The 16,762-nt window shown below is 58.7% G+C and carries 18 protein-coding genes; 16 read left to right on the top strand and 2 right to left on the bottom strand.

Translation table 11 applies throughout. The features are described 5' to 3' along the window. Positions 1–11 precede the first annotated feature (11 nt). The gene (locus H8S56_RS16255) at positions 12–653 is read right to left on the bottom strand and encodes a nicotinamidase (RefSeq protein WP_187519187.1); all 642 of its coding nucleotides are present in this window, start codon (positions 651–653) and stop codon (positions 12–14) included. A 197-nt stretch (positions 654–850) separates the two neighbouring features. Here H8S56_RS16255 and H8S56_RS16250 point away from each other — a divergent pair, with 197 nt between their 5' ends. From H8S56_RS16250 to H8S56_RS16210, 9 genes are all read left to right on the top strand, one after another. Beyond that, on the top strand, positions 851–1,396 hold the full coding sequence (locus H8S56_RS16250; protein ID WP_187519186.1) for an adenylyltransferase/cytidyltransferase family protein: 546 nt from the start codon (positions 851–853) through the stop codon (positions 1,394–1,396). A gap of 1 nt (position 1,397) precedes the next feature. Beyond that, complete coding sequence (locus tag H8S56_RS16245; RefSeq protein WP_024695204.1) at positions 1,398–2,111, top strand: NUDIX hydrolase; 714 nt, start codon at positions 1,398–1,400, stop codon at positions 2,109–2,111. Positions 2,112–2,146: 35 nt separating this feature from the next. Beyond that, positions 2,147–2,686 carry an NUDIX hydrolase gene (locus H8S56_RS16240; RefSeq protein WP_050586921.1) on the top strand — a complete coding sequence of 180 codons (540 nt, stop codon included), beginning with the start codon at positions 2,147–2,149 and terminating at the stop codon, positions 2,684–2,686. 37 nt (positions 2,687–2,723) lie between these two features. Further along, positions 2,724–4,262, top strand: coding sequence for a cryptochrome/photolyase family protein (locus H8S56_RS16235; protein ID WP_187519185.1), 1,539 nt, complete (start codon positions 2,724–2,726; stop codon positions 4,260–4,262). After that, complete coding sequence (locus H8S56_RS16230) at positions 4,259–4,408, top strand: DUF2256 domain-containing protein (RefSeq protein WP_080265939.1); 150 nt, start codon at positions 4,259–4,261, stop codon at positions 4,406–4,408. Before H8S56_RS16235 ends, H8S56_RS16230 begins: the two co-directional genes overlap by 4 nt. Positions 4,409–4,485: 77 nt before the next feature. After that, positions 4,486–5,547, top strand: coding sequence for an SDR family oxidoreductase (locus H8S56_RS16225; protein ID WP_187519184.1), 1,062 nt, complete (start codon positions 4,486–4,488; stop codon positions 5,545–5,547). 135 nt (positions 5,548–5,682) lie between these two features. Continuing rightward, positions 5,683–6,183, top strand: a complete 501-nt coding sequence (locus tag H8S56_RS16220) for a type VI secretion system amidase effector protein Tae4 (RefSeq protein ID WP_024684767.1) — start codon at positions 5,683–5,685, stop codon at positions 6,181–6,183. Next, positions 6,183–6,638 carry a type VI secretion system amidase immunity protein Tai4 gene (locus H8S56_RS16215; protein ID WP_024684768.1) on the top strand — a complete coding sequence of 152 codons (456 nt, stop codon included), beginning with the start codon at positions 6,183–6,185 and terminating at the stop codon, positions 6,636–6,638. Before H8S56_RS16220 ends, H8S56_RS16215 begins: the two co-directional genes overlap by 1 nt. A 79-nt stretch (positions 6,639–6,717) precedes the next feature. Then, a complete protein-coding gene (locus H8S56_RS16210) occupies positions 6,718–7,089 on the top strand; it encodes a hypothetical protein (protein ID WP_187519183.1) in 372 nt (123 codons plus the stop codon). A gap of 22 nt (positions 7,090–7,111) precedes the next feature. On the opposite strand, the gene H8S56_RS16205 is transcribed toward H8S56_RS16210, so the two are convergent. Further along, positions 7,112–7,690 (bottom strand): CGNR zinc finger domain-containing protein, encoded by a 579-nt coding sequence (locus H8S56_RS16205; protein WP_024695209.1) that lies wholly within the window; start codon positions 7,688–7,690, stop codon positions 7,112–7,114. Positions 7,691–8,098: 408 nt separating this feature from the next. Between H8S56_RS16205 and H8S56_RS16200 the strand changes: the two genes are divergently transcribed. From H8S56_RS16200 to H8S56_RS16170, 7 genes are all read left to right on the top strand, one after another. After that, positions 8,099–8,527, top strand: coding sequence for a DUF2231 domain-containing protein (locus tag H8S56_RS16200; protein ID WP_187519182.1), 429 nt, complete (start codon positions 8,099–8,101; stop codon positions 8,525–8,527). Further along, positions 8,524–9,816: a PQQ-dependent sugar dehydrogenase gene (locus tag H8S56_RS16195; RefSeq protein WP_187519181.1), complete on the top strand. Its 1,293-nt coding sequence runs from the start codon at positions 8,524–8,526 to the stop codon at positions 9,814–9,816. Before H8S56_RS16200 ends, H8S56_RS16195 begins: the two co-directional genes overlap by 4 nt. Positions 9,817–10,338: 522 nt before the next feature. After that, a complete protein-coding gene (locus H8S56_RS16190) occupies positions 10,339–10,944 on the top strand; it encodes a TetR/AcrR family transcriptional regulator (protein ID WP_187519180.1) in 606 nt (201 codons plus the stop codon). Positions 10,945–11,332: 388 nt separating this feature from the next. Then, on the top strand, positions 11,333–12,964 hold the full coding sequence (locus tag H8S56_RS16185) for a methyl-accepting chemotaxis protein (protein WP_187519179.1): 1,632 nt from the start codon (positions 11,333–11,335) through the stop codon (positions 12,962–12,964). Positions 12,965–13,045: 81 nt separating this feature from the next. Beyond that, positions 13,046–13,867 (top strand): aldo/keto reductase, encoded by an 822-nt coding sequence (locus H8S56_RS16180; RefSeq protein ID WP_187519178.1) that lies wholly within the window; start codon positions 13,046–13,048, stop codon positions 13,865–13,867. A gap of 97 nt (positions 13,868–13,964) precedes the next feature. Further along, on the top strand, positions 13,965–14,984 hold the full coding sequence (locus H8S56_RS16175) for a transporter (protein WP_024687920.1): 1,020 nt from the start codon (positions 13,965–13,967) through the stop codon (positions 14,982–14,984). A 139-nt stretch (positions 14,985–15,123) separates the two neighbouring features. After that, positions 15,124–16,740 carry an inorganic phosphate transporter gene (locus tag H8S56_RS16170; protein WP_187519177.1) on the top strand — a complete coding sequence of 539 codons (1,617 nt, stop codon included), beginning with the start codon at positions 15,124–15,126 and terminating at the stop codon, positions 16,738–16,740. The last annotated feature ends 22 nt before the right edge of the window (positions 16,741–16,762 follow it).

The raw sequence follows: 16,762 nt of genomic DNA, 5'->3' as shown, positions 1-16,762 counted from the left end.
TCTCCCAGGCCTCAGGCCAGTTCGGTCAATTCTTGAGGGGTGTTCGCAATCAGGATTCCGGCCTGTGCCATATCGGCCAGCGCCGCGAGCGAACCTTCCTCACTGATACCCCGGCACGCAGGCACATACAGCACCACGACGAATCCGGCTTTGGCCAACTGCAGGGCGGTGGTCTTGACGCAAAAGTCCAGAGCCAGGCCGCCGACGATCACGCGTTCGATCCCGTTGGCCCTCAGGTACTCGATAACGCCGGTAGACATCTTTTCATCCAGGTCATGCCAAATCGCGCCGTAAGGATGCAGATCCGGCTCTACGCCCTTCCAGACGAAGTAGTCGTACTCGAGTGGTTGAGGCAACACATCCAGGAGTTTGAAGCCCTCGGTACCCGGTACGCAGTGGCTCACCCAGGTCAGGTCGGCGTGCTTGAGTCCGGTTGGCTTGAGCATCCCGTCATGAGTCTCGACGACCCAAGGCGCGTTGACGGCGTGAGCATCCTTGCTGCCCAGACGCAGACGGGCAAGCGTTGCCATGAAGTTGAGTGCTTCACCAATCTGATCCCCGCCGCTGACAGGCAGCTCATCAGGGCACAGCGGCGTGAAGCTCTTTTGAGCGTCTACATCGAACGAAGCAGTCTTGGCGGTGTTGGCATTCATGATGTGTTCCTCGTTTGCATGACCATAAAGTACATCTGATGTACTTTATGGTCAACGCTAATTTCAGCTTATTTTCAATTCTTCCTAGACCGACAAATAAATTTGGATTCTAAGGCTGTTGATTGGTGAATATGAAAGGTCAAGGACGCTTGACCAATAAGTACATCTGACGTACTTTTAAGCAAAGGAGAAACGCCATGCACGAAATCGCGATCTATGGTGGAGCGTTCAATCCACCGCACGCCGGCCATGCCAACGTCATGATCCACGCGTCCAGACAGGCAAAGCGCACCCTCGTGGTCCCGTCTTACCGGCACCCGTATGGCAAGGTCATGGTCGACTACGAGCTTCGTCTCCAGTGGCTGCACCTGATTACCGATCAGATTCGCCAGCAGTGCCGCGGCGCGCTGACGGTCAGCGACATCGAACGTGAGCTCTTCAGTCAGAACCCCGGCCCTGTCTACAGTTTCAACCTGCTGACCTGCATCGCGGAACGCACAGGCGTATCGCCCAAGCGCATTGCCCTGGTGGTGGGTCAGGACGTGGCCGACGCACTGCCCGGCTTCTACCTGGGCCCGGAGCTGCTTGAAACGTTCTCGATCATCACCGTGCCCGAGCAGGTTGGCGTACGCAGCACTACGTTGCGCAAGCAATTGCTGGAGGGCGTCCCGCTTCCGGCGCACTGGATTGCGCCGGGCCTGGATCCGGTAAACTACGCGATTTACGCATCAGGTGCCGTTTGATATGAGCCAGACCGACTCCCCCTCTCCGTCGAAGATGGACTATCTGCATACCATCGACCTGGTAGTCCTGCGTTACTGTCGCAAAACCCGAGGGCTTGAGGTTTTGCTGCACAGACGCCCCGGCGAACCTTATGCAGAGAGCTGGGCGCTGCCGGGTCTGGTGCTCAATGGCGATGTGCGTGATGTGTCGATGGACGATGGGGTCAAGCGCCTGATCGAGTCGGAAAAGATTGGCGTCACACTCGGCTACATCGAGCAGGTCGGCACCGTGGGCAATGCGTTTCGCGACCCCAGATGCTGGTCGTCTTCCACCTTCTACCTCGCGATTCTGGATCAGGACGCCGTCTTGAACGAGCGGCAGAAATTTGTGCCGCTTCAGGCCCTGCTGAGCCGCGAAAGCCTGTTGCCCTTTGACCACAACGAGCTGGTCGATCAGGCCGCTGAACGCTTGTACTCGAAATCACTCTACTCAAGCCTGCCGCTCCTGTTTCTGGGCAACGAGTTCAGTGCGCCGGAAGCGACTACGATCTATTCCGTAGCGCTGAGTCGGCCTGTGCTCAAGTCCAGCATGCGCCAGCGGCTGCTCAAGTTGACCGAAGAAGGCTTCATCAGGGAAACCGGGCGCAAGAAGTCCGGTGAAGGCATCAAGGCGCAGGCGACAGTCGAAAACCTCAAGCCCGGCAGGATTTTCTATTTCGACCGTTCGTTTGCCTGACAGCAAAGACCGATGAGCCAGCCAAGGACATAGCGATGAACGCCACCCCCAAAGCACCTGTTGTCACCACGCTGTTGAGTACCCGATTTTTCGACGTCATTGACGTCAATGACGGAACCCGCCCTGAAGGGCACGGCTACAAGATCATCAGAGAGCCCAGGCCCGTCAATGGTGTGGTGGTTGTGCCCGTGCTGCCTGACGGGCGCGTGGTGCTGGCCTCGCTGATGCGCCGTGCCATTGGTCAGATGTCCATCGAGTTTCCGCGCGGCAAGATCGACGACGATGAAACGCCTGCCGAGGCGGCCGTGCGCGAGCTGCTTGAGGAAACCGGCATGGTCGCCTTGCAGACCATCGAGATCGGCACGCTGCACAGCAACACGTCTTTGCTGTCGAGCGCCGTGTCCGTCTGCATCGTCGAGGTCTCGGGTGACGTCAGCGGTGAAACTGATGGCGAAGTCGATAAGATCATGATCAAAACCCGCCAGGACGTTCAGCACATGATTCTCAGAGGCGAAATCACCGACGGCCACACGCTGTCAGCCTTGACCCTGCTGAGCTGCCACGAAGACCTCTAAAGGCTGGCCCAGCCCTGCATTTGCGGATACTGACTGAATGAACACAACTCACCGTCTGTGCCTTGTCCTCGGCGACCAGCTGTCTTTCGACCTGGCCTCGCTGCAAACGTTAAATGCCGAGCGGGACACCGTGCTGCTGGTCGAGGTGATGGAGGAAGCCAGCCATGTGCCGCACCATCCGCAAAAGATCGTCCTGATCTTCAGCGCCATGCGACATTTCGCTGAAGCGCTGCGCCAGCGCGGGTTTCAGGTGCAGTACGTGACCCTTGATGATCCTGACAACACAGGCTCGGTCCCGGGCGAACTGCACCGCTGGCAATCGCTGTTGCAGCCTGAAGAACTGCACCTGACCGAATGCGGCGACTGGCGACTGGAGCAGTCGATCAAGGACAGTGGCTTGCCGATCCAATGGCACGCTGACAGTCGCTTTCTGTGTTCACGAGGCGAATTTTCAGCCTGGGCTCAAGGCAAGAAACAGCTGCGCATGGAGTTCTTTTACCGGGAAATGCGCCGCAAAAGCGGGCTATTACTCAATGGTGATGGCACGCCGGTCGGTGGTGCCTGGAACTTCGACGCTGAAAACCGCAAGGCGCTGCCCAAAGGTGTCACAGCCCCCTACCCTGCACGCTTTTCGCCAGACCCCGTCACTCGGCAGATCATCGCCCTGGTGAAAGAGCGCTTCTCCAGTCACTACGGGTCGGTAGAAAACTTCGACTACCCAGTGACTCACGCGGATGCCCAGACGCTCTGGGACTATTTTCTGGATTTCGGCCTGGCCGCGTTCGGCGATTACCAGGACGCGATGGCCAGCAACGAGCCTTTCCTGTTCCATGCCCGCATCAGCGCTGCACTCAACATCGGCCTGCTGGATCTGCGCAAGTTGTGCAGCGACGTGGAAACCGCGTACAGGTCGGGGCGCATTGCCCTGAACGCAGCCGAAGGCTTCATTCGCCAGTTGATTGGCTGGCGCGAATACGTGCGCGGCGTCTACTGGTTGAGGATGCCGGAATACGCCAGCGGCAACCTGTTCGGTAACACCCGCGCGCTTCCAGCGTTCTACTGGACGGGCGACACGAAGATGAACTGCATGCGCCAGGCCATCGGCCAGAGCCTGGAATACGCCTACGCCCATCACATTCAACGGCTGATGGTGACCGGCAATTTCGCCCTGCTCGCCGGCATTGCGCCCACCCAGATTTGCGAATGGTACCTGGCAATCTACATGGACGCCTTCGACTGGGTCGAATTGCCCAACACCCTGGGTATGGTCATGCACGCCGACGGCGGTTATCTGGGGTCCAAGCCTTACTGCGCCAGCGGTCAGTACATCAAACGCATGTCGGATTACTGCCGCGGCTGCGCCTACAAGGTCAGCGAAAGTACCGGCGAGGATGCGTGCCCGTTCAACGCGCTGTACTGGCATTTTCTGATGCGACACGGCGACCTTTTGCGCCGCAATCAACGCCTGGGCATGGTCTACAAAAACCTCGACCGCATGACCGACGCAAAGCGGGATGCCCTCTGGGATCGCGGTCAGATGCTGCTTGCCAGGCTGGACGCCGGGGAGCCGCTGTGAAAAAGAGCGAGCTTCCCGTCAAGACCTGCGTGGTGTGCGGACTGCCGTTCAACTGGCGTAAAAAATGGGCACGATGCTGGGACGAAGTACGCTATTGCTCCGAGCGGTGTCGTCGGCACAAGACCAGACCTCAAACGACGGACTGAGGGCGATCAGATTGAACCGTCTGGTACAAAATGGTTCTGAACCTGCGTGACTGTTCATTCACCCTCAGGAGAACCCCATGACCCAGACCGCCCTGGTTGTTGGCGCAAGTGGCATTGTCGGCAGCGCAATCACGCAATTGTTGCTGGAACATGACTGGCAGGTTGCAGCCCTCTCCCGCAGTCCATCGTCAGTACCCGGTGTGATTCCCGTGGCTGCCGATCTTCAGGACCCGGCGTCGCTGAACGCCGCGCTGGCTGATCTCAAGCCTACTCACGTATTTATCACCACGTGGTCGCGCCAGGCCACCGAAGCTGAAAACATTCGCGTCAATGCCGCGATGGTGCGCAACGTGCTGGACGCCGTTCGCGCCGCCAACAGCGTGCAACATGTGGCGCTGGTGACCGGCCTCAAACATTACCTTGGCCCGTTCGAAGCCTATGGCAAAGGCACATTGCCACAGACGCCGTTTAGGGAAACCCAGCCGCGTCTGGACATCGAGAACTTCTATTACGCGCAGGAAGATGAAGTCTTCGCAGCGGCCAAAAAAGACGGCTTCACATGGAGCGTTCACCGTCCGCACACCGTCACAGGTGTGGCGGTCGGCAACGCGATGAACATGGCCACCACACTGGCCGTCTACGCGACGATCTGCAAGGCCACAGGCCGCCCGTTCGTGTTCCCCGGCTCCCGCGTCCAGTGGGACAGCCTGACCGACATGACCGACGCGCGTCAGCTCGCCCAGCAACAATTGTGGGCAGCGACCACGCCTGAAGCAGCCAATCAGGCGTTCAACATCACCAACGGCGATGTGTTTCGCTGGAGCTGGATGTGGGGCCAGATCGCCGACTACTTCGGCCTGCAGGCAGCCGACTTCCCCGGTCAGCCCGCGCCGCTGGAAGAGCAGATGGCTGACGATCAGACGGCGTGGACCGACATCGTCAACAAGCATCAGCTCAAGGAAGGCGATATCAATCGCCTGATTTCACCCTGGCACACCGACGCCGACCTGGGTCGCCCGATTGAAGTCGTCACCGACATGTCGAAAAGCCGCAAACTGGGCTTTAGCGCATTCAAGGCGAGCGACGATGCGTTTTTCGAGGTGTTCGAGAAGTTGCGTCGTGCGCGGCTGATTCCTTAAGCGGTAGCCCTGAATCGACACCGGCCAGGCTGACTGTCCGGTGTCATACCTGGTAGCTCGCTGCCAGTATCGTCAGCCATTAAACGGAAGATTAGACTGCCGCCACCACCAACCTTACGGCATCAAGGATGAAACATGATTCGACCTTCGTTCTCTAGCGCGTGGGCAGCTTCACAGCGGATATACGACGCTCAAAATCCTTCAGGGAAAGTTGCGACTGTCATTGGCGGCACTGTCGCGATGAACGTCAACAGTCGGGACCCTAACGTCAGATGGGTCAATACCTGTGCCGTTCGCATGAGTTATATCCTTAATTATTCAGGCTCGCTCATACCGCGCATCGCGGGAGAGACCGTGTCAGGTGCAGACAAGCGTTGGTATTTTTTTCGCGTTAAAAACCTCATTGCCTACCTGGAGCGGCAGTGGGGAGAAGCCGAGACGGTTAAATACCCCGCAGCCGATGGCGGTCCATTGGCAGGCAAAAAAGGGTTGATCCTGTTTGAAGTGTCCGGCTGGTCGGACGCTCAAGGGCATGCCACCCTGTTTGACGGCAGCAGTTGCTATGACCACTGCTACTTCAACGAGCCAGGCGTGAACTATCAGACCGACCGTGCGAACTTCTGGAGCCTGCGTTAATGAAACTCTCGACCGCAGTTGTGGCACTGGTCATCGCGGCAGCGCCTTTTATCAGCCAGGCCAAGGATGACCCGGTTCAGTCCCCGCAAGCAGGCGGACGCACCTACGCCCAGAACTACAAGGACATGGTGCTGGCTGACTGCATTGCCACCGCCTATAAAGACGAACCGCAAGCCGCCAAAGACGCAGGCAGCAGCGCCAGTGCCCTCATGGACTGGACTTACTTCGATCTGGAAAAGGCGCCGACCGCCGGCAAGCCATTGATCGATCGTTTTCTGGCGAGGGATTACCGAAATCCGCTGGTTGAGTCAGAGGTCAAGAATGTTCGTTTTGAACTGCTCAAGTGTCTGGACCTTTATCACAGCAAGGAGCTGGACAGCCAGGTCAAGCAGTTGGTGATCAAACCGCAGCACACCTACCGCCAGGACAATCCGCCGAAAGCTGTAAAAAACTGATCCTGCCATGCAGGCAGCGGCTGAGGCGTTCAGTACGCAAGCGACCTGGGCGGTCAACCTCGGGATTAACGGGAAAGCCATGAAAATTCGTTTAGCTGCCGTCATCATCCTGCTGAACACCAGCGCCTTCGCCGCCCCATCCAGTATGGACCTGCCCAGTTGCAACCTGACCGAGCAGCGCGCGCTGGATGGCCAGACCGGCGGCAGCGTGACCGACAGGAATCAGGCGCATATCGCCCTGAGGTCCAACATTCTGCAGGCCGATATCGGCACCTCGCGCAAGGCCAGGCACCTGTCGCAGAAGCAGGCTGACGAACTCTTCCAGCGCATTGAAAGGATCCGCTCCGACAGCGCGGGCTTCGTAAAAACGCAGGGCTTTCTCAGCGCGGGTGAGCGCGCCAGTTATGACCGTGAGCTGGATGCGATTGCGGGCCAGGTCTGCAAGCGCTAAGCCAGCGTTCCAGCCTGGCGCTTCATTTTCCGGCCGCCTGCCGGCGCTTGCGGAACTCGGCCACCTTATGCCGATTGCCACACAGCGCCATGCTGCACCAGCGTCGTTTGTGCGATTTGGTGCGGTCGTAGAACATGAGTGAACACTCATGGCTTTCACACTTGCGCAACAACGTCAGGTCGCCTTCGGCCAACAATTGCGCGGCCCCGTAAGCGAGCTCGCCCAGCACCCGATCTGTCGCAGTCGGCTGACAGAAACGCTCCAGCGTCGGGACTTTCGACGGCTCCCATATCAGCTGTGGAACGGCCCGAAGCAGAAAGGCATTGAGCCCTGAGGGATCCGCCGCACGGTTCTCCAGACGCGCCTGAACCAGTTGCTCAATGCTATCGCGCAGTGCTTTCAGTTCGTCGAGCAAGCCTTGATGGCCCACGTCATGCCCCAGGCCAACCTGCTCAAGCCAGCGGACAGCCGCTTCGTGGCTATTCAACAGGTCACGCTTTTGCCCTTCTATCATCATCCGGGTATTGAGCAGATCAAGCGCCGGGTGATCGGCCAATACCAACGGAGCCGGGAGATCGACGTTAGCGTCTGGGGTCGTCATGAATATACTCCTGAAATGTCGGCGGCCATTGTAACCCATAAAAATAGCTTGAACAGTTACCAGATGCCACACAGGATTGAGTCATGTATTCCTGAAGCAACGCGGTTTGGTGGGAGCGAGCTTGCTCGCGAAGGCTTTGATCAAAACACCGCATGTTTAATGACTGTAAGAGCCTCTTCATACCCTGAGGTCATCCGTCAATCCGCAGCCAGCTCCGGCGAACGCTCTGCCACACGGCTGACACACATTTCCTGCGTGTTTACGCTTCCCACACATTTGGACATGAAAACTCACTGAACTATCGCTTTAGCGGCACGATCCTTTCATATGCGCAGTCAATGCGACCCCGGCGGCCAGTGCATTCGTGCTGTGCCTTGGCCCAGGGTCGCTGAACAATAAGGAGCCGCTATGACCGTTACCGCCCACCCTGCTTACCGAAGGACACCAGGCCCGCTTCACGCGATTCTGCTGGCCGGAACCGTGCCGCTGTTTCTGGGCGCATTGTTGAGTGACATCGCCTACTACCAAACCTTCCAGATTCAGTGGGCCAACTTCGCCTCCTGGCTGATCGCCGGAGCGCTGGTGTTCTGCGGTTTTGCGCTGTTGTTCGCGCTGGTCAATCTGGTCCGTGCAGACCACAAGGCTGGCCGCCCGGTCATGTACTTTGTGCTGTTGCTGATCACCTGGGTATTGGGATTGGTCAATGCGTTTGAGCATGCCAAGGATGCGTGGGCCGTCATGCCTTCGGGCCTGGTGCTTTCAGTCATCGTGACCCTGCTGGCCATTGTGGCTGCCTGGATCGGACTGACCAACCTGCGTTCGGGAGACGAGCAATGAGACCTCAAATCGCACTGACAGCCTTGAGTATGGCGCTGCTGCTGAGCGCCTGTGGTGGCGAACCGGACAGCACACAGGCACGTGGCCCGGACCCTAAACTGCCCGAGCCGCAACGTGGCCTGTTGCCAAGCATGAAGATTGCCGAGCCCGTCGCCTGGGGCGATCAGAAACCAACCGTGCCTGAAGGGTTCAACGTCACAGCCATCGCGACCGACCTGCGCATTCCCCGCCAGACGCTGGTCCTGCCCAACGGCGACATCATCGTGGCGGAAGGTCGCGGCGGCAGCGCTGCCAAGCTCAAGCCCAAGGATGTCATCGCCAGCGTGATCAAGGCCGAGGGCAATACCAAGGTCAAAGGCGGCAACCGCCTGACGCTGCTGCGTGACGCCGATGGCGACGGCACCTACGAAATGAAGACCGTGTTTGCCGAAAACCTCAATGCGCCTTACGGCCTGGCGTTTGCCGACGGTAAGTTGTACGTCGCCAATCAGGACGCACTGGTGCGCTTCGACTATCAGGACGGCCAGACCCAGGCCAGTGGCGCGCCCACCAAAGTCGCTGACCTGCCTTCCGCCATCAACCACCACTGGACCAAGGCGCTGACCATCAGCCCCGACGGTCGCTTCCTCTACGTCGGCATCGGCTCGAACAGTAACGTCACAGAACGTGGCATGGAGGTCGAGATCGACCGGGCAATGGTGTGGCAGATCGATGCCGCAACCGGGGCGCACAAACCTTACGCCACCGGGATTCGTAACCCGACCGCGCTGACCATTCAGCCGGAAACCGGACAACTGTGGGCGGTCGTCAACGAGCGGGACGAACTGGGCCCGGATCTGGTGCCCGACTACCTGAGTTCAGTGAAGGAAGGCGGCTTCTATGGCTGGCCTTACAGCTACTGGGGTCAGAACGTCGACACCCGCGCCCAGCCGCAGAAACCGGAAAAAGTCGCCGCCGCGATCAAACCGGACTACAGCCTCGGCTCTCACGTTGCTGCACTGGGCGTGGATTTCTCCATCCCGCAGATGGGCGACAAGTTCGCCAATGGCGTCTTCGTCGGCGAGCACGGCAGCTGGAACCGCGACAACCCTGTGGGTTACAAAGTGATCTTCGTGCCGTTCAGTAACGGCAAGCCGTCAGGTGAACCGCTGGACTTCGCGACGGGCTTTCGTGGCGAGGATGGCAAGACCCGTGGCCGGCCTGTCGGCGTAACGGTCGACCCCAAAGGCGCGCTGATCATTGCCGATGACCTGGCCAACACCGTGTGGCGAGTGACGCGTAATCAGTGAGGCCGAGGTCTCTTTGATTGTATGAACAACTGTTATGAGCCCTGACAGTTGATGACGTCGGTCGGCAATCGAGCTTTTAAAAGCAGTTGCCGACCGACTGCCTTGACCATTGCGGGTCAAGCAGACAAGCAAGGCAGGTTAGGCAGTGACGCTTGATCAGAATCTCCAGAACGCAAAAAACCCGCCGAAGCGGGTCGTTTTGCGAACATGACCATCCCGACATCCTGTCAGTAGCCTCCTGGCAATGGTCGATCCTCCCTGATCGCTGCATCGTTCCTTCGCTGCAGCTGTTGGATTGGATCCTACGTGGCTGACGAGTCAGGGAACAGAGCCAATAACGTCTGACGATGTAAGCCTTTTGCTATACCTGCAACACTGCCTCTGCGGCCGGGCACCCGTGTGTAAACGCCAGGGTCCAGCTGGGGCAGCTGACGCCAAGCCCGCCGATCCTCAGCATTGAGCCGCTCGCAAACCCGGTGCTACCATGCGCGACCGCCATGCAGGCAAGGGAAAATCCGGGTCATGAGCAGCATTCGCGAGCGCAATAAAGAACTCATCCTGCGTGCCGCCAGCGAGGAATTTGCCGACAAGGGCTTCGCTGCCAGCAAGACCAGCGACATCGCCGCCAGGGCCGGTGTCCCCAAGCCCAACGTCTACTACTACTTCAAGTCCAAGGAAAACCTGTATCGCGAGGTGCTGGAAAGCATCATCGAGCCGATCCTGCGTGCCTCGACGCCTTTCAACCCCGAGGGCGTGCCTGCCGAGGTGTTGAGCGGCTACATTCGCGCCAAGATCCAGATCTCCCGCGACCTGCCGTTTGCGTCGAAAGTGTTCGCCAGCGAGATCATGCACGGCGCGCCCCACCTCACACCGCAACAGATCGAACAGCTCAACGGTCAGGCCCGGCATAACATCGACTGTATTCAGGCGTGGATCGACAGCGGACAGATCGCGCCTATCGATCCGCATCATCTGATGTTCACGATCTGGGCAGCAACCCAGACGTACGCCGACTTCGACTGGCAGATTGCGACCGTCACCGGTAAGGCCCGTCTAGATGAGGAGGACTACGAGGCTGCAACCCGAACCATCCTGCGCCTGGTACTCAAAGGCTGCGCACCTGACTGATCGCTGCGCGTCCAAAACCATTCTCCAGAACGCAAAAAACCCGCCGAAGCGGGTCGTTCCTGCAAACATGACCATCCCGACATCCTGTCAGTAGCCTCCTGGCAATGGTCGATCCTCCCTGATCACTGCATCGTTCCGTCGCTGCAGCTGTTGGATTGGATCCTACAATCACTCATGGTCAGCGAAAAGAGCCAATGACGCCTGATTGCGTAAGCCTTTCGCTATAGCTGCATAAAAGTTCCATGTGGCTGTAAAAAAGTGTGACTGCGATCTCATGTTTGTTCATGATGCTCCGAAAAGCTGGAGAGGCAACGCGTCAAGGCGTTTCGTGCTGTTCACGCCTGTCAGCCTCAAAGGGAAAAGAAAAATAATGGATGGGGTAAAGATCATGAATATGCGCAGTTTTTCCATCAGCCGCCGGTTATGGCTGATTCTTATCGTTTCTGTGCTGATGCTCTTTGTCCTGGCAGCGACGTTGCTCAAGCAGATTCACGACGATCTTTATCAGGCCAAGGCTGAAAAGACCATGCACGTGGTTCAGACCGCCAGTGGCATTCTCACCTTCTACCAAGGCCTGGAAGCTGCGGGCACCATGTCCCGCGAGGCTGCACAGCAGCAGGCGTTGAAAGAGATCAAAGGCTTGCGTTACAGCCAGAGCGACTATTTCTGGATCAACGACCTGCAGCCCGTGATGGTCATGCACCCCACCAATCCCAAGCTCGAAGGCCAGAACCTGTCGGCCATCAAGGACCCGGACGGTTTTGCGGTGTTCAACGAAATGGTCACGCTGGTCAAAAGCAAGAATGCAGGTATGGTCAACTATCGCTGGCCCAAGCCCGGTGCAACGGAACCGGTGAAAAAGATCTCCTACGTTCAGCTGTTTCAGCCCTGGGGCTGGATTCTGGGTTCCGGCGTTTATGTGGATGATGTGGCCGCAGAGTTCAAGACTCAGCTGTGGAATGCCGGGATCTTTATCGCTGGCATTGTGCTGGTCATGATCCTGATGCTGACCTTGATCGTGCGCAGCATTGTCCGTCCTCTGCGAGCAGCCGTCATCGCCATGAGCAACATCGCCAGCGGCGAGAGTGACCTGACCCGCACACTTGAAACCCATGGCAGCGATGAAATCACCGAACTGGGCAAGCACTTCAACGCTTTCATTGCCAAATTGCGCAATGTGGTCGTTCAGTTGCAGAGTTCGGCCGTGGCACTCGGACAAGCATCGACGGACCTTGGCAGCAACGCCGAGCAGGCACAGAACCGCAGCCTGCAGCAATCGCAACAGATGGACCTGGTCGCCACCGCCGTCAATGAGGTGACTTACGGCGTACAGGACGTGGCCAAGAATGCCGAGCATGCCGCCAGCGAAATGCGTAATGCCGAGTCGCAGGCGCAGCAGGGTCAGGTCAACATCGACAACAGCCTGCGCCAGATCGAACACCTCTCGGGCACCATCGGCCAGGCGGTGGAAGTGATGCATACCCTGTCCAGCGAAAGCACCCAGATCGGGGGTGTGCTTGAGGTGATCAGCTCGATTGCCGAACAGACCAACCTGCTGGCCCTCAACGCTGCCATCGAAGCGGCCCGTGCGGGCGAACAAGGCCGTGGCTTTGCAGTAGTGGCTGACGAGGTACGCCTGCTTGCGCAACGCACCCAGAAGTCCACGGCCGAAATCCAGGCGATGATCGAACGCCTGCAGCGTCATTCAGATGCCGCGGTCAAGGTCATCGGCGACAGCAGTCGCTCCTCGCAGTTGACCATCGAACAGGCCAATCAGGCAGGTCAGAGCCTGACCTCGATCAGCCAGGCCTTGCGCAATCTCAATGGCCTCAACGCGTCCATCGCCAGCGCCACCCTGCAGCAGTCGCATGTGGTCGATGATATCAACCAGAACGTGACCCAGGCCGCGCAACTGTCCCAAAGCACGGCATTGGCCGCCGAACAGTCGACCAGCGCCAGCCAGCACTTGGGCAGGCTGAGCGAGCAGTTGAACGGTCTGCTGAAGCAATTCCGCGTGTAATTGATCGCTTCAAAGGTCTGTACGGGAACCTCGTGCAGACCTTGTTGCCTGAGACCTGTTCACTTAATCGCAGGGGGTCATATGCGCACACTGGAATTGGCAGGCAACACCGTACCAGTGCTGGGTCAGGGCACCTGGCACATGGGCGAAAAGGCGCACCTGCGCTCGGCTGAAATAGCAGGACTGTGCCTTGGTATCGAACAGGGCCTGACCCTGATCGACACGGCTGAAATGTACGCCGACGGCGCTGCCGAGGAAATCGTCGGACAAGCCATCGCCGGGCAGCGCGACAAGGTCTTCATTGTCAGCAAGGTTTATCCACACAACGCCAGCCGCTCGGGAATTCCGAAAGCCTGCGAGGCCAGCCTGCGCAGGATGAATACCGACTACATCGACCTTTACCTGCTTCACTGGCCCGGCCAGTACCCGCTGACTGAAACCGTCGACGCTTTCGAGCGGCTGCGTGAGGAAGGCAAGATCGGGGCCTGGGGCGTGTCCAATTTCGATGTCCCGGACATGATCGAGCTGGACAATCCGCACTGCGCGACCAATCAGGTGCTGTACAACCCGGAGCAACGCGGCATCGAGTTCGACCTGATGCTATGGAGCGCCAATCGTCATCTGCCGCTGATGGCGTACTGCCCGATCGGTCAGGCGGGCGACCTGTTGTATCACCCTGCGCTGCACGAAATCGCCAATCGCCATAACGCCACGCCTGCGCAGATCTCGCTGGCATGGGTGCTGCGTCAGGACAACATGATCGCCATCCCCAAGGCGACCAACCCTGAACACATTCGCCTGAACATCGCGGCAGAGCAGATCCGGCTGACCGAACAGGACCTGGCCGATATCGACCGTGCGTGGCCGGCTCCGACCCGCAAAATGCCGCTGGCGATGGTTTGAGACATAACCTGCAACATTCAGTCACAAATCTGAAATAACGGCTTGTCATCATGCGGCCTTCGCCTCCCCTTCCGGGCCAGGCCGCACGTGGACTGCCATGAACCACAGCATCGCGCACCATCATCAGGATTCCGACCTTTTTGGCCTGCTCTACGGCTTCCGCTTCCAACCGGGTGAAAGCGGCCAGGAGATCGGCTCGGCCGCTGCACTGGATTATCTGCAACATCCACCTGACAGCAATGACTTTATCTGGCTGCACCTCAATCTGTCGCATGCTGCCTGCGAACGCTGGATGAAAGCCAATCTGGAGCTGCCCGAAGAGTTTTTCGAAGCGCTGCATGAAGGTTCACGTTCCACCCGAATCGAACATGTCGATGCCACCCTGCTTGCGGTGGTCAACGACGTGGTGTTCGATTTCAACCGGCTTTCCACCGATATCTCCACACTGTGGGTCTGTGCCCGTCAGCGCCTGTTGATCACGGCCCGGCTGCAACCTTTGCGTTCGGTGGACAAACTACGCTCGTCGGTCAAACGAGGCGAACAGTTCGACTCTCCGCTGGAACTTCTGGCTCACCTGCTGAGCGATCAAGGCGAAGTGCTGACCCAATTCCTGCGCAAGACCAGCGTCAACGTCGACCGCATCGAAGACCAGTTGCTGTCCCAGCGCCTGAGTAACAACCGCTCGGAACTGGGTGCCATGCGCCGCGTGCTGGTTCGCTTGCAACGCCTGCTGGCGCTGGAACCGGGCTCACTGATGCGCATGCTGCATCGTCCACCGCAATGGCTGCGCGAGCAGGATATTCAAGCCCTGCGGCAATCCATCGAAGAATCATCGCTGGTCATCAACGACCTGACGGCGCTGGGCGAACGCATCAAGCTGCTGCAGGAAGAGATTGCTGCCAACCTCAACGAGCAAAGCAGTCGCACCCTCTTCACCCTGACCGTTGTCACGGTGCTGGCCTTGCCGATCAACATCGTCGCCGGTTTCTTCGGCATGAACGTGGGCGGCGTTCCGTTGGCCACCGATCCTGAAGGCTTCTGGATTCTGGTGGCACTGGTGGCAACCTTCACATTCGTGGCCGGGCGCTGGGCGTTTCGCAAACGCAGCGATTACTGATCTGACGCCTGTCAGTCACGATTAAAGCTGCCGGTGATCAGGAATACGGCCCTGAAGCCGGATGAGTTGACCTGTGTCGCGTCCTTGTCACATTTTGCAATGACCATGGCAGTAATCTTTCAATCCAGGTATTGCACACATGGCCAGCAACGCACTCTCACCCGATGTCACCAGCGGGCCGAGCCTGTCGGCAACCCAGTTCGGACGTAAACCCGGCAGACTGACCATGACGATTTTCTTCGCCATTCTCATCGCCGGGCTGGTGTTCACCGGCTACAGCCTCAAACAGGACGTGGATGACATGGGCACGGTGGTCACCACCTGGACGCCTTTCATTCTGTTGGGCGTAGCGCTGCTGATCGCGCTGGGCTTCGAGTTCGTCAACGGGTTCCACGACACCGCCAACGCAGTGGCCACCGTGATCTACACCCACTCGCTGCCACCCGGTTTTGCGGTCGTCTGGTCAGGGTTTTTCAACTTCCTGGGCGTGATGCTTTCCAGCGGCGCCGTGGCGTTCGGCATCATTGCCCTGCTGCCGGTGGAACTGATCCTGCAAACAGGATCGTCGGCGGGCTTTGCCATGATCTTCGCGCTGCTGATTGCGGCGATTATCTGGAACCTGGGCACCTGGTGGCTGGGACTGCCTGCGTCGTCTTCGCACACGTTGATCGGCTCGATCATCGGCGTCGGCATTGCCAACGCGCTGATGCACGGGCGTGACGGCACCAGTGGCGTGGACTGGTCGCAAGCCACCAAGATTGGCTATTCGCTGCTGCTCTCGCCGCTGGTAGGTTTCGGCTGTGCCGCACTGCTGTTGCTGGCCATGCGCATGTTCATCAAGAACCGCGCGCTGTACAAGGCACCCAAGGGCAATACCCCGCCACCTTGGTGGATTCGCGGCATGCTGATCATCACCTGCACGGGGGTGTCATTCGCCCACGGCTCCAACGACGGGCAAAAAGGTATGGGCCTGATCATGCTGATTCTGGTCGGCACTCTGCCCATGGCCTACGCGCTGAACCGCACCATGCCTGCCGATCAGGCCACGCAGTTCGCCGCAGTGGCAGAGGTCACGCAGCAGGCACTGATTCGCAGCTCGCCCCTGCCTGCTCCGGCAGACTCACGCCAGACCCTCTCGCAGTATCTGGTCAGCAAGCAGGCGACGCCTGAACTGATTCCCGCGCTGGCGGTGATGACTGGCATGATCGGTAACGAAGTGCGCAGTTACGGTTCGCTGTCCAAGGTGCCGGCCGAGGCAGTCACCAACGTACGTAACGACATGTACCTGACCTCGGAAACCATCCGGTTGATGGAAAAGAACAAGGTCGGTCATTTCGATGCCGACACCCTGTCCAAGCTGGAAGCCTTCAAGAAACAGATCGATGACGCCACCCGCTTCATTCCGACCTGGGTCAAGATTGTGGTCGCGATTGCGCTGGGCCTGGGCACCATGGTGGGCTGGAAACGTATTGTAGTGACGGTCGGTGAGCGGATCGGCAAGACTCATCTGACCTATGCCCAAGGTGCTTCGGCAGAAGTTGTGGCGATGCTGACCATTGGGGCCGCCGACATGTACGGCCTGCCGGTTTCGACCACCCATGTGTTGTCCTCCGGCGTGGCTGGCTCGATGGTCGCCAATGGCTCGGGATTGCAGATGCGCACGTTGCGTAATCTGGCCACGGCATGGGTGCTGACACTGCCGGCGGCGATTCTGTTATCGGGGTCGTTGTACTGGCTGTTCAGTCACTTCGTTTGAGTCAACAGATAAGGCGGACCGC

It is taken from the genome of Pseudomonas triticifolii (genome assembly GCF_014358015.1).
Lineage (GTDB): Bacteria > Pseudomonadota > Gammaproteobacteria > Pseudomonadales > Pseudomonadaceae > Aquipseudomonas > Aquipseudomonas triticifolii.
The sequence above is the reverse complement of the archived record's forward strand: the minus strand, read 5'-3'. Positions and strand labels throughout refer to the sequence as shown.

Excerpts from the sequence above, each read along its gene's own strand:
- H8S56_RS16255 (WP_187519187.1), bottom strand. The coding sequence starts at position 653 with ATGAATGCCAACACCGCCAAGACTGCTTCGTTCGATGTAGACGCTCAA.
- H8S56_RS16250 (WP_187519186.1), top strand. The coding sequence starts at position 851 with ATGCACGAAATCGCGATCTATGGTGGAGCGTTCAATCCACCGCACGCC.
- H8S56_RS16245 (WP_024695204.1), top strand. The coding sequence starts at position 1,398 with ATGAGCCAGACCGACTCCCCCTCTCCGTCGAAGATGGACTATCTGCAT.
- H8S56_RS16240 (WP_050586921.1), top strand. The coding sequence starts at position 2,147 with ATGAACGCCACCCCCAAAGCACCTGTTGTCACCACGCTGTTGAGTACC.
- H8S56_RS16235 (WP_187519185.1), top strand. The coding sequence starts at position 2,724 with ATGAACACAACTCACCGTCTGTGCCTTGTCCTCGGCGACCAGCTGTCT.
- H8S56_RS16225 (WP_187519184.1), top strand. The coding sequence starts at position 4,486 with ATGACCCAGACCGCCCTGGTTGTTGGCGCAAGTGGCATTGTCGGCAGC.
- H8S56_RS16220 (WP_024684767.1), top strand. The coding sequence starts at position 5,683 with ATGATTCGACCTTCGTTCTCTAGCGCGTGGGCAGCTTCACAGCGGATA.
- H8S56_RS16215 (WP_024684768.1), top strand. The coding sequence starts at position 6,183 with ATGAAACTCTCGACCGCAGTTGTGGCACTGGTCATCGCGGCAGCGCCT.
- H8S56_RS16210 (WP_187519183.1), top strand. The coding sequence starts at position 6,718 with ATGAAAATTCGTTTAGCTGCCGTCATCATCCTGCTGAACACCAGCGCC.
- H8S56_RS16205 (WP_024695209.1), bottom strand. The coding sequence starts at position 7,690 with ATGACGACCCCAGACGCTAACGTCGATCTCCCGGCTCCGTTGGTATTG.
- H8S56_RS16200 (WP_187519182.1), top strand. The coding sequence starts at position 8,099 with ATGACCGTTACCGCCCACCCTGCTTACCGAAGGACACCAGGCCCGCTT.
- H8S56_RS16195 (WP_187519181.1), top strand. The coding sequence starts at position 8,524 with ATGAGACCTCAAATCGCACTGACAGCCTTGAGTATGGCGCTGCTGCTG.
- H8S56_RS16190 (WP_187519180.1), top strand. The coding sequence starts at position 10,339 with ATGAGCAGCATTCGCGAGCGCAATAAAGAACTCATCCTGCGTGCCGCC.
- H8S56_RS16185 (WP_187519179.1), top strand. The coding sequence starts at position 11,333 with ATGAATATGCGCAGTTTTTCCATCAGCCGCCGGTTATGGCTGATTCTT.
- H8S56_RS16180 (WP_187519178.1), top strand. The coding sequence starts at position 13,046 with ATGCGCACACTGGAATTGGCAGGCAACACCGTACCAGTGCTGGGTCAG.
- H8S56_RS16175 (WP_024687920.1), top strand. The coding sequence starts at position 13,965 with ATGAACCACAGCATCGCGCACCATCATCAGGATTCCGACCTTTTTGGC.
- H8S56_RS16170 (WP_187519177.1), top strand. The coding sequence starts at position 15,124 with ATGGCCAGCAACGCACTCTCACCCGATGTCACCAGCGGGCCGAGCCTG.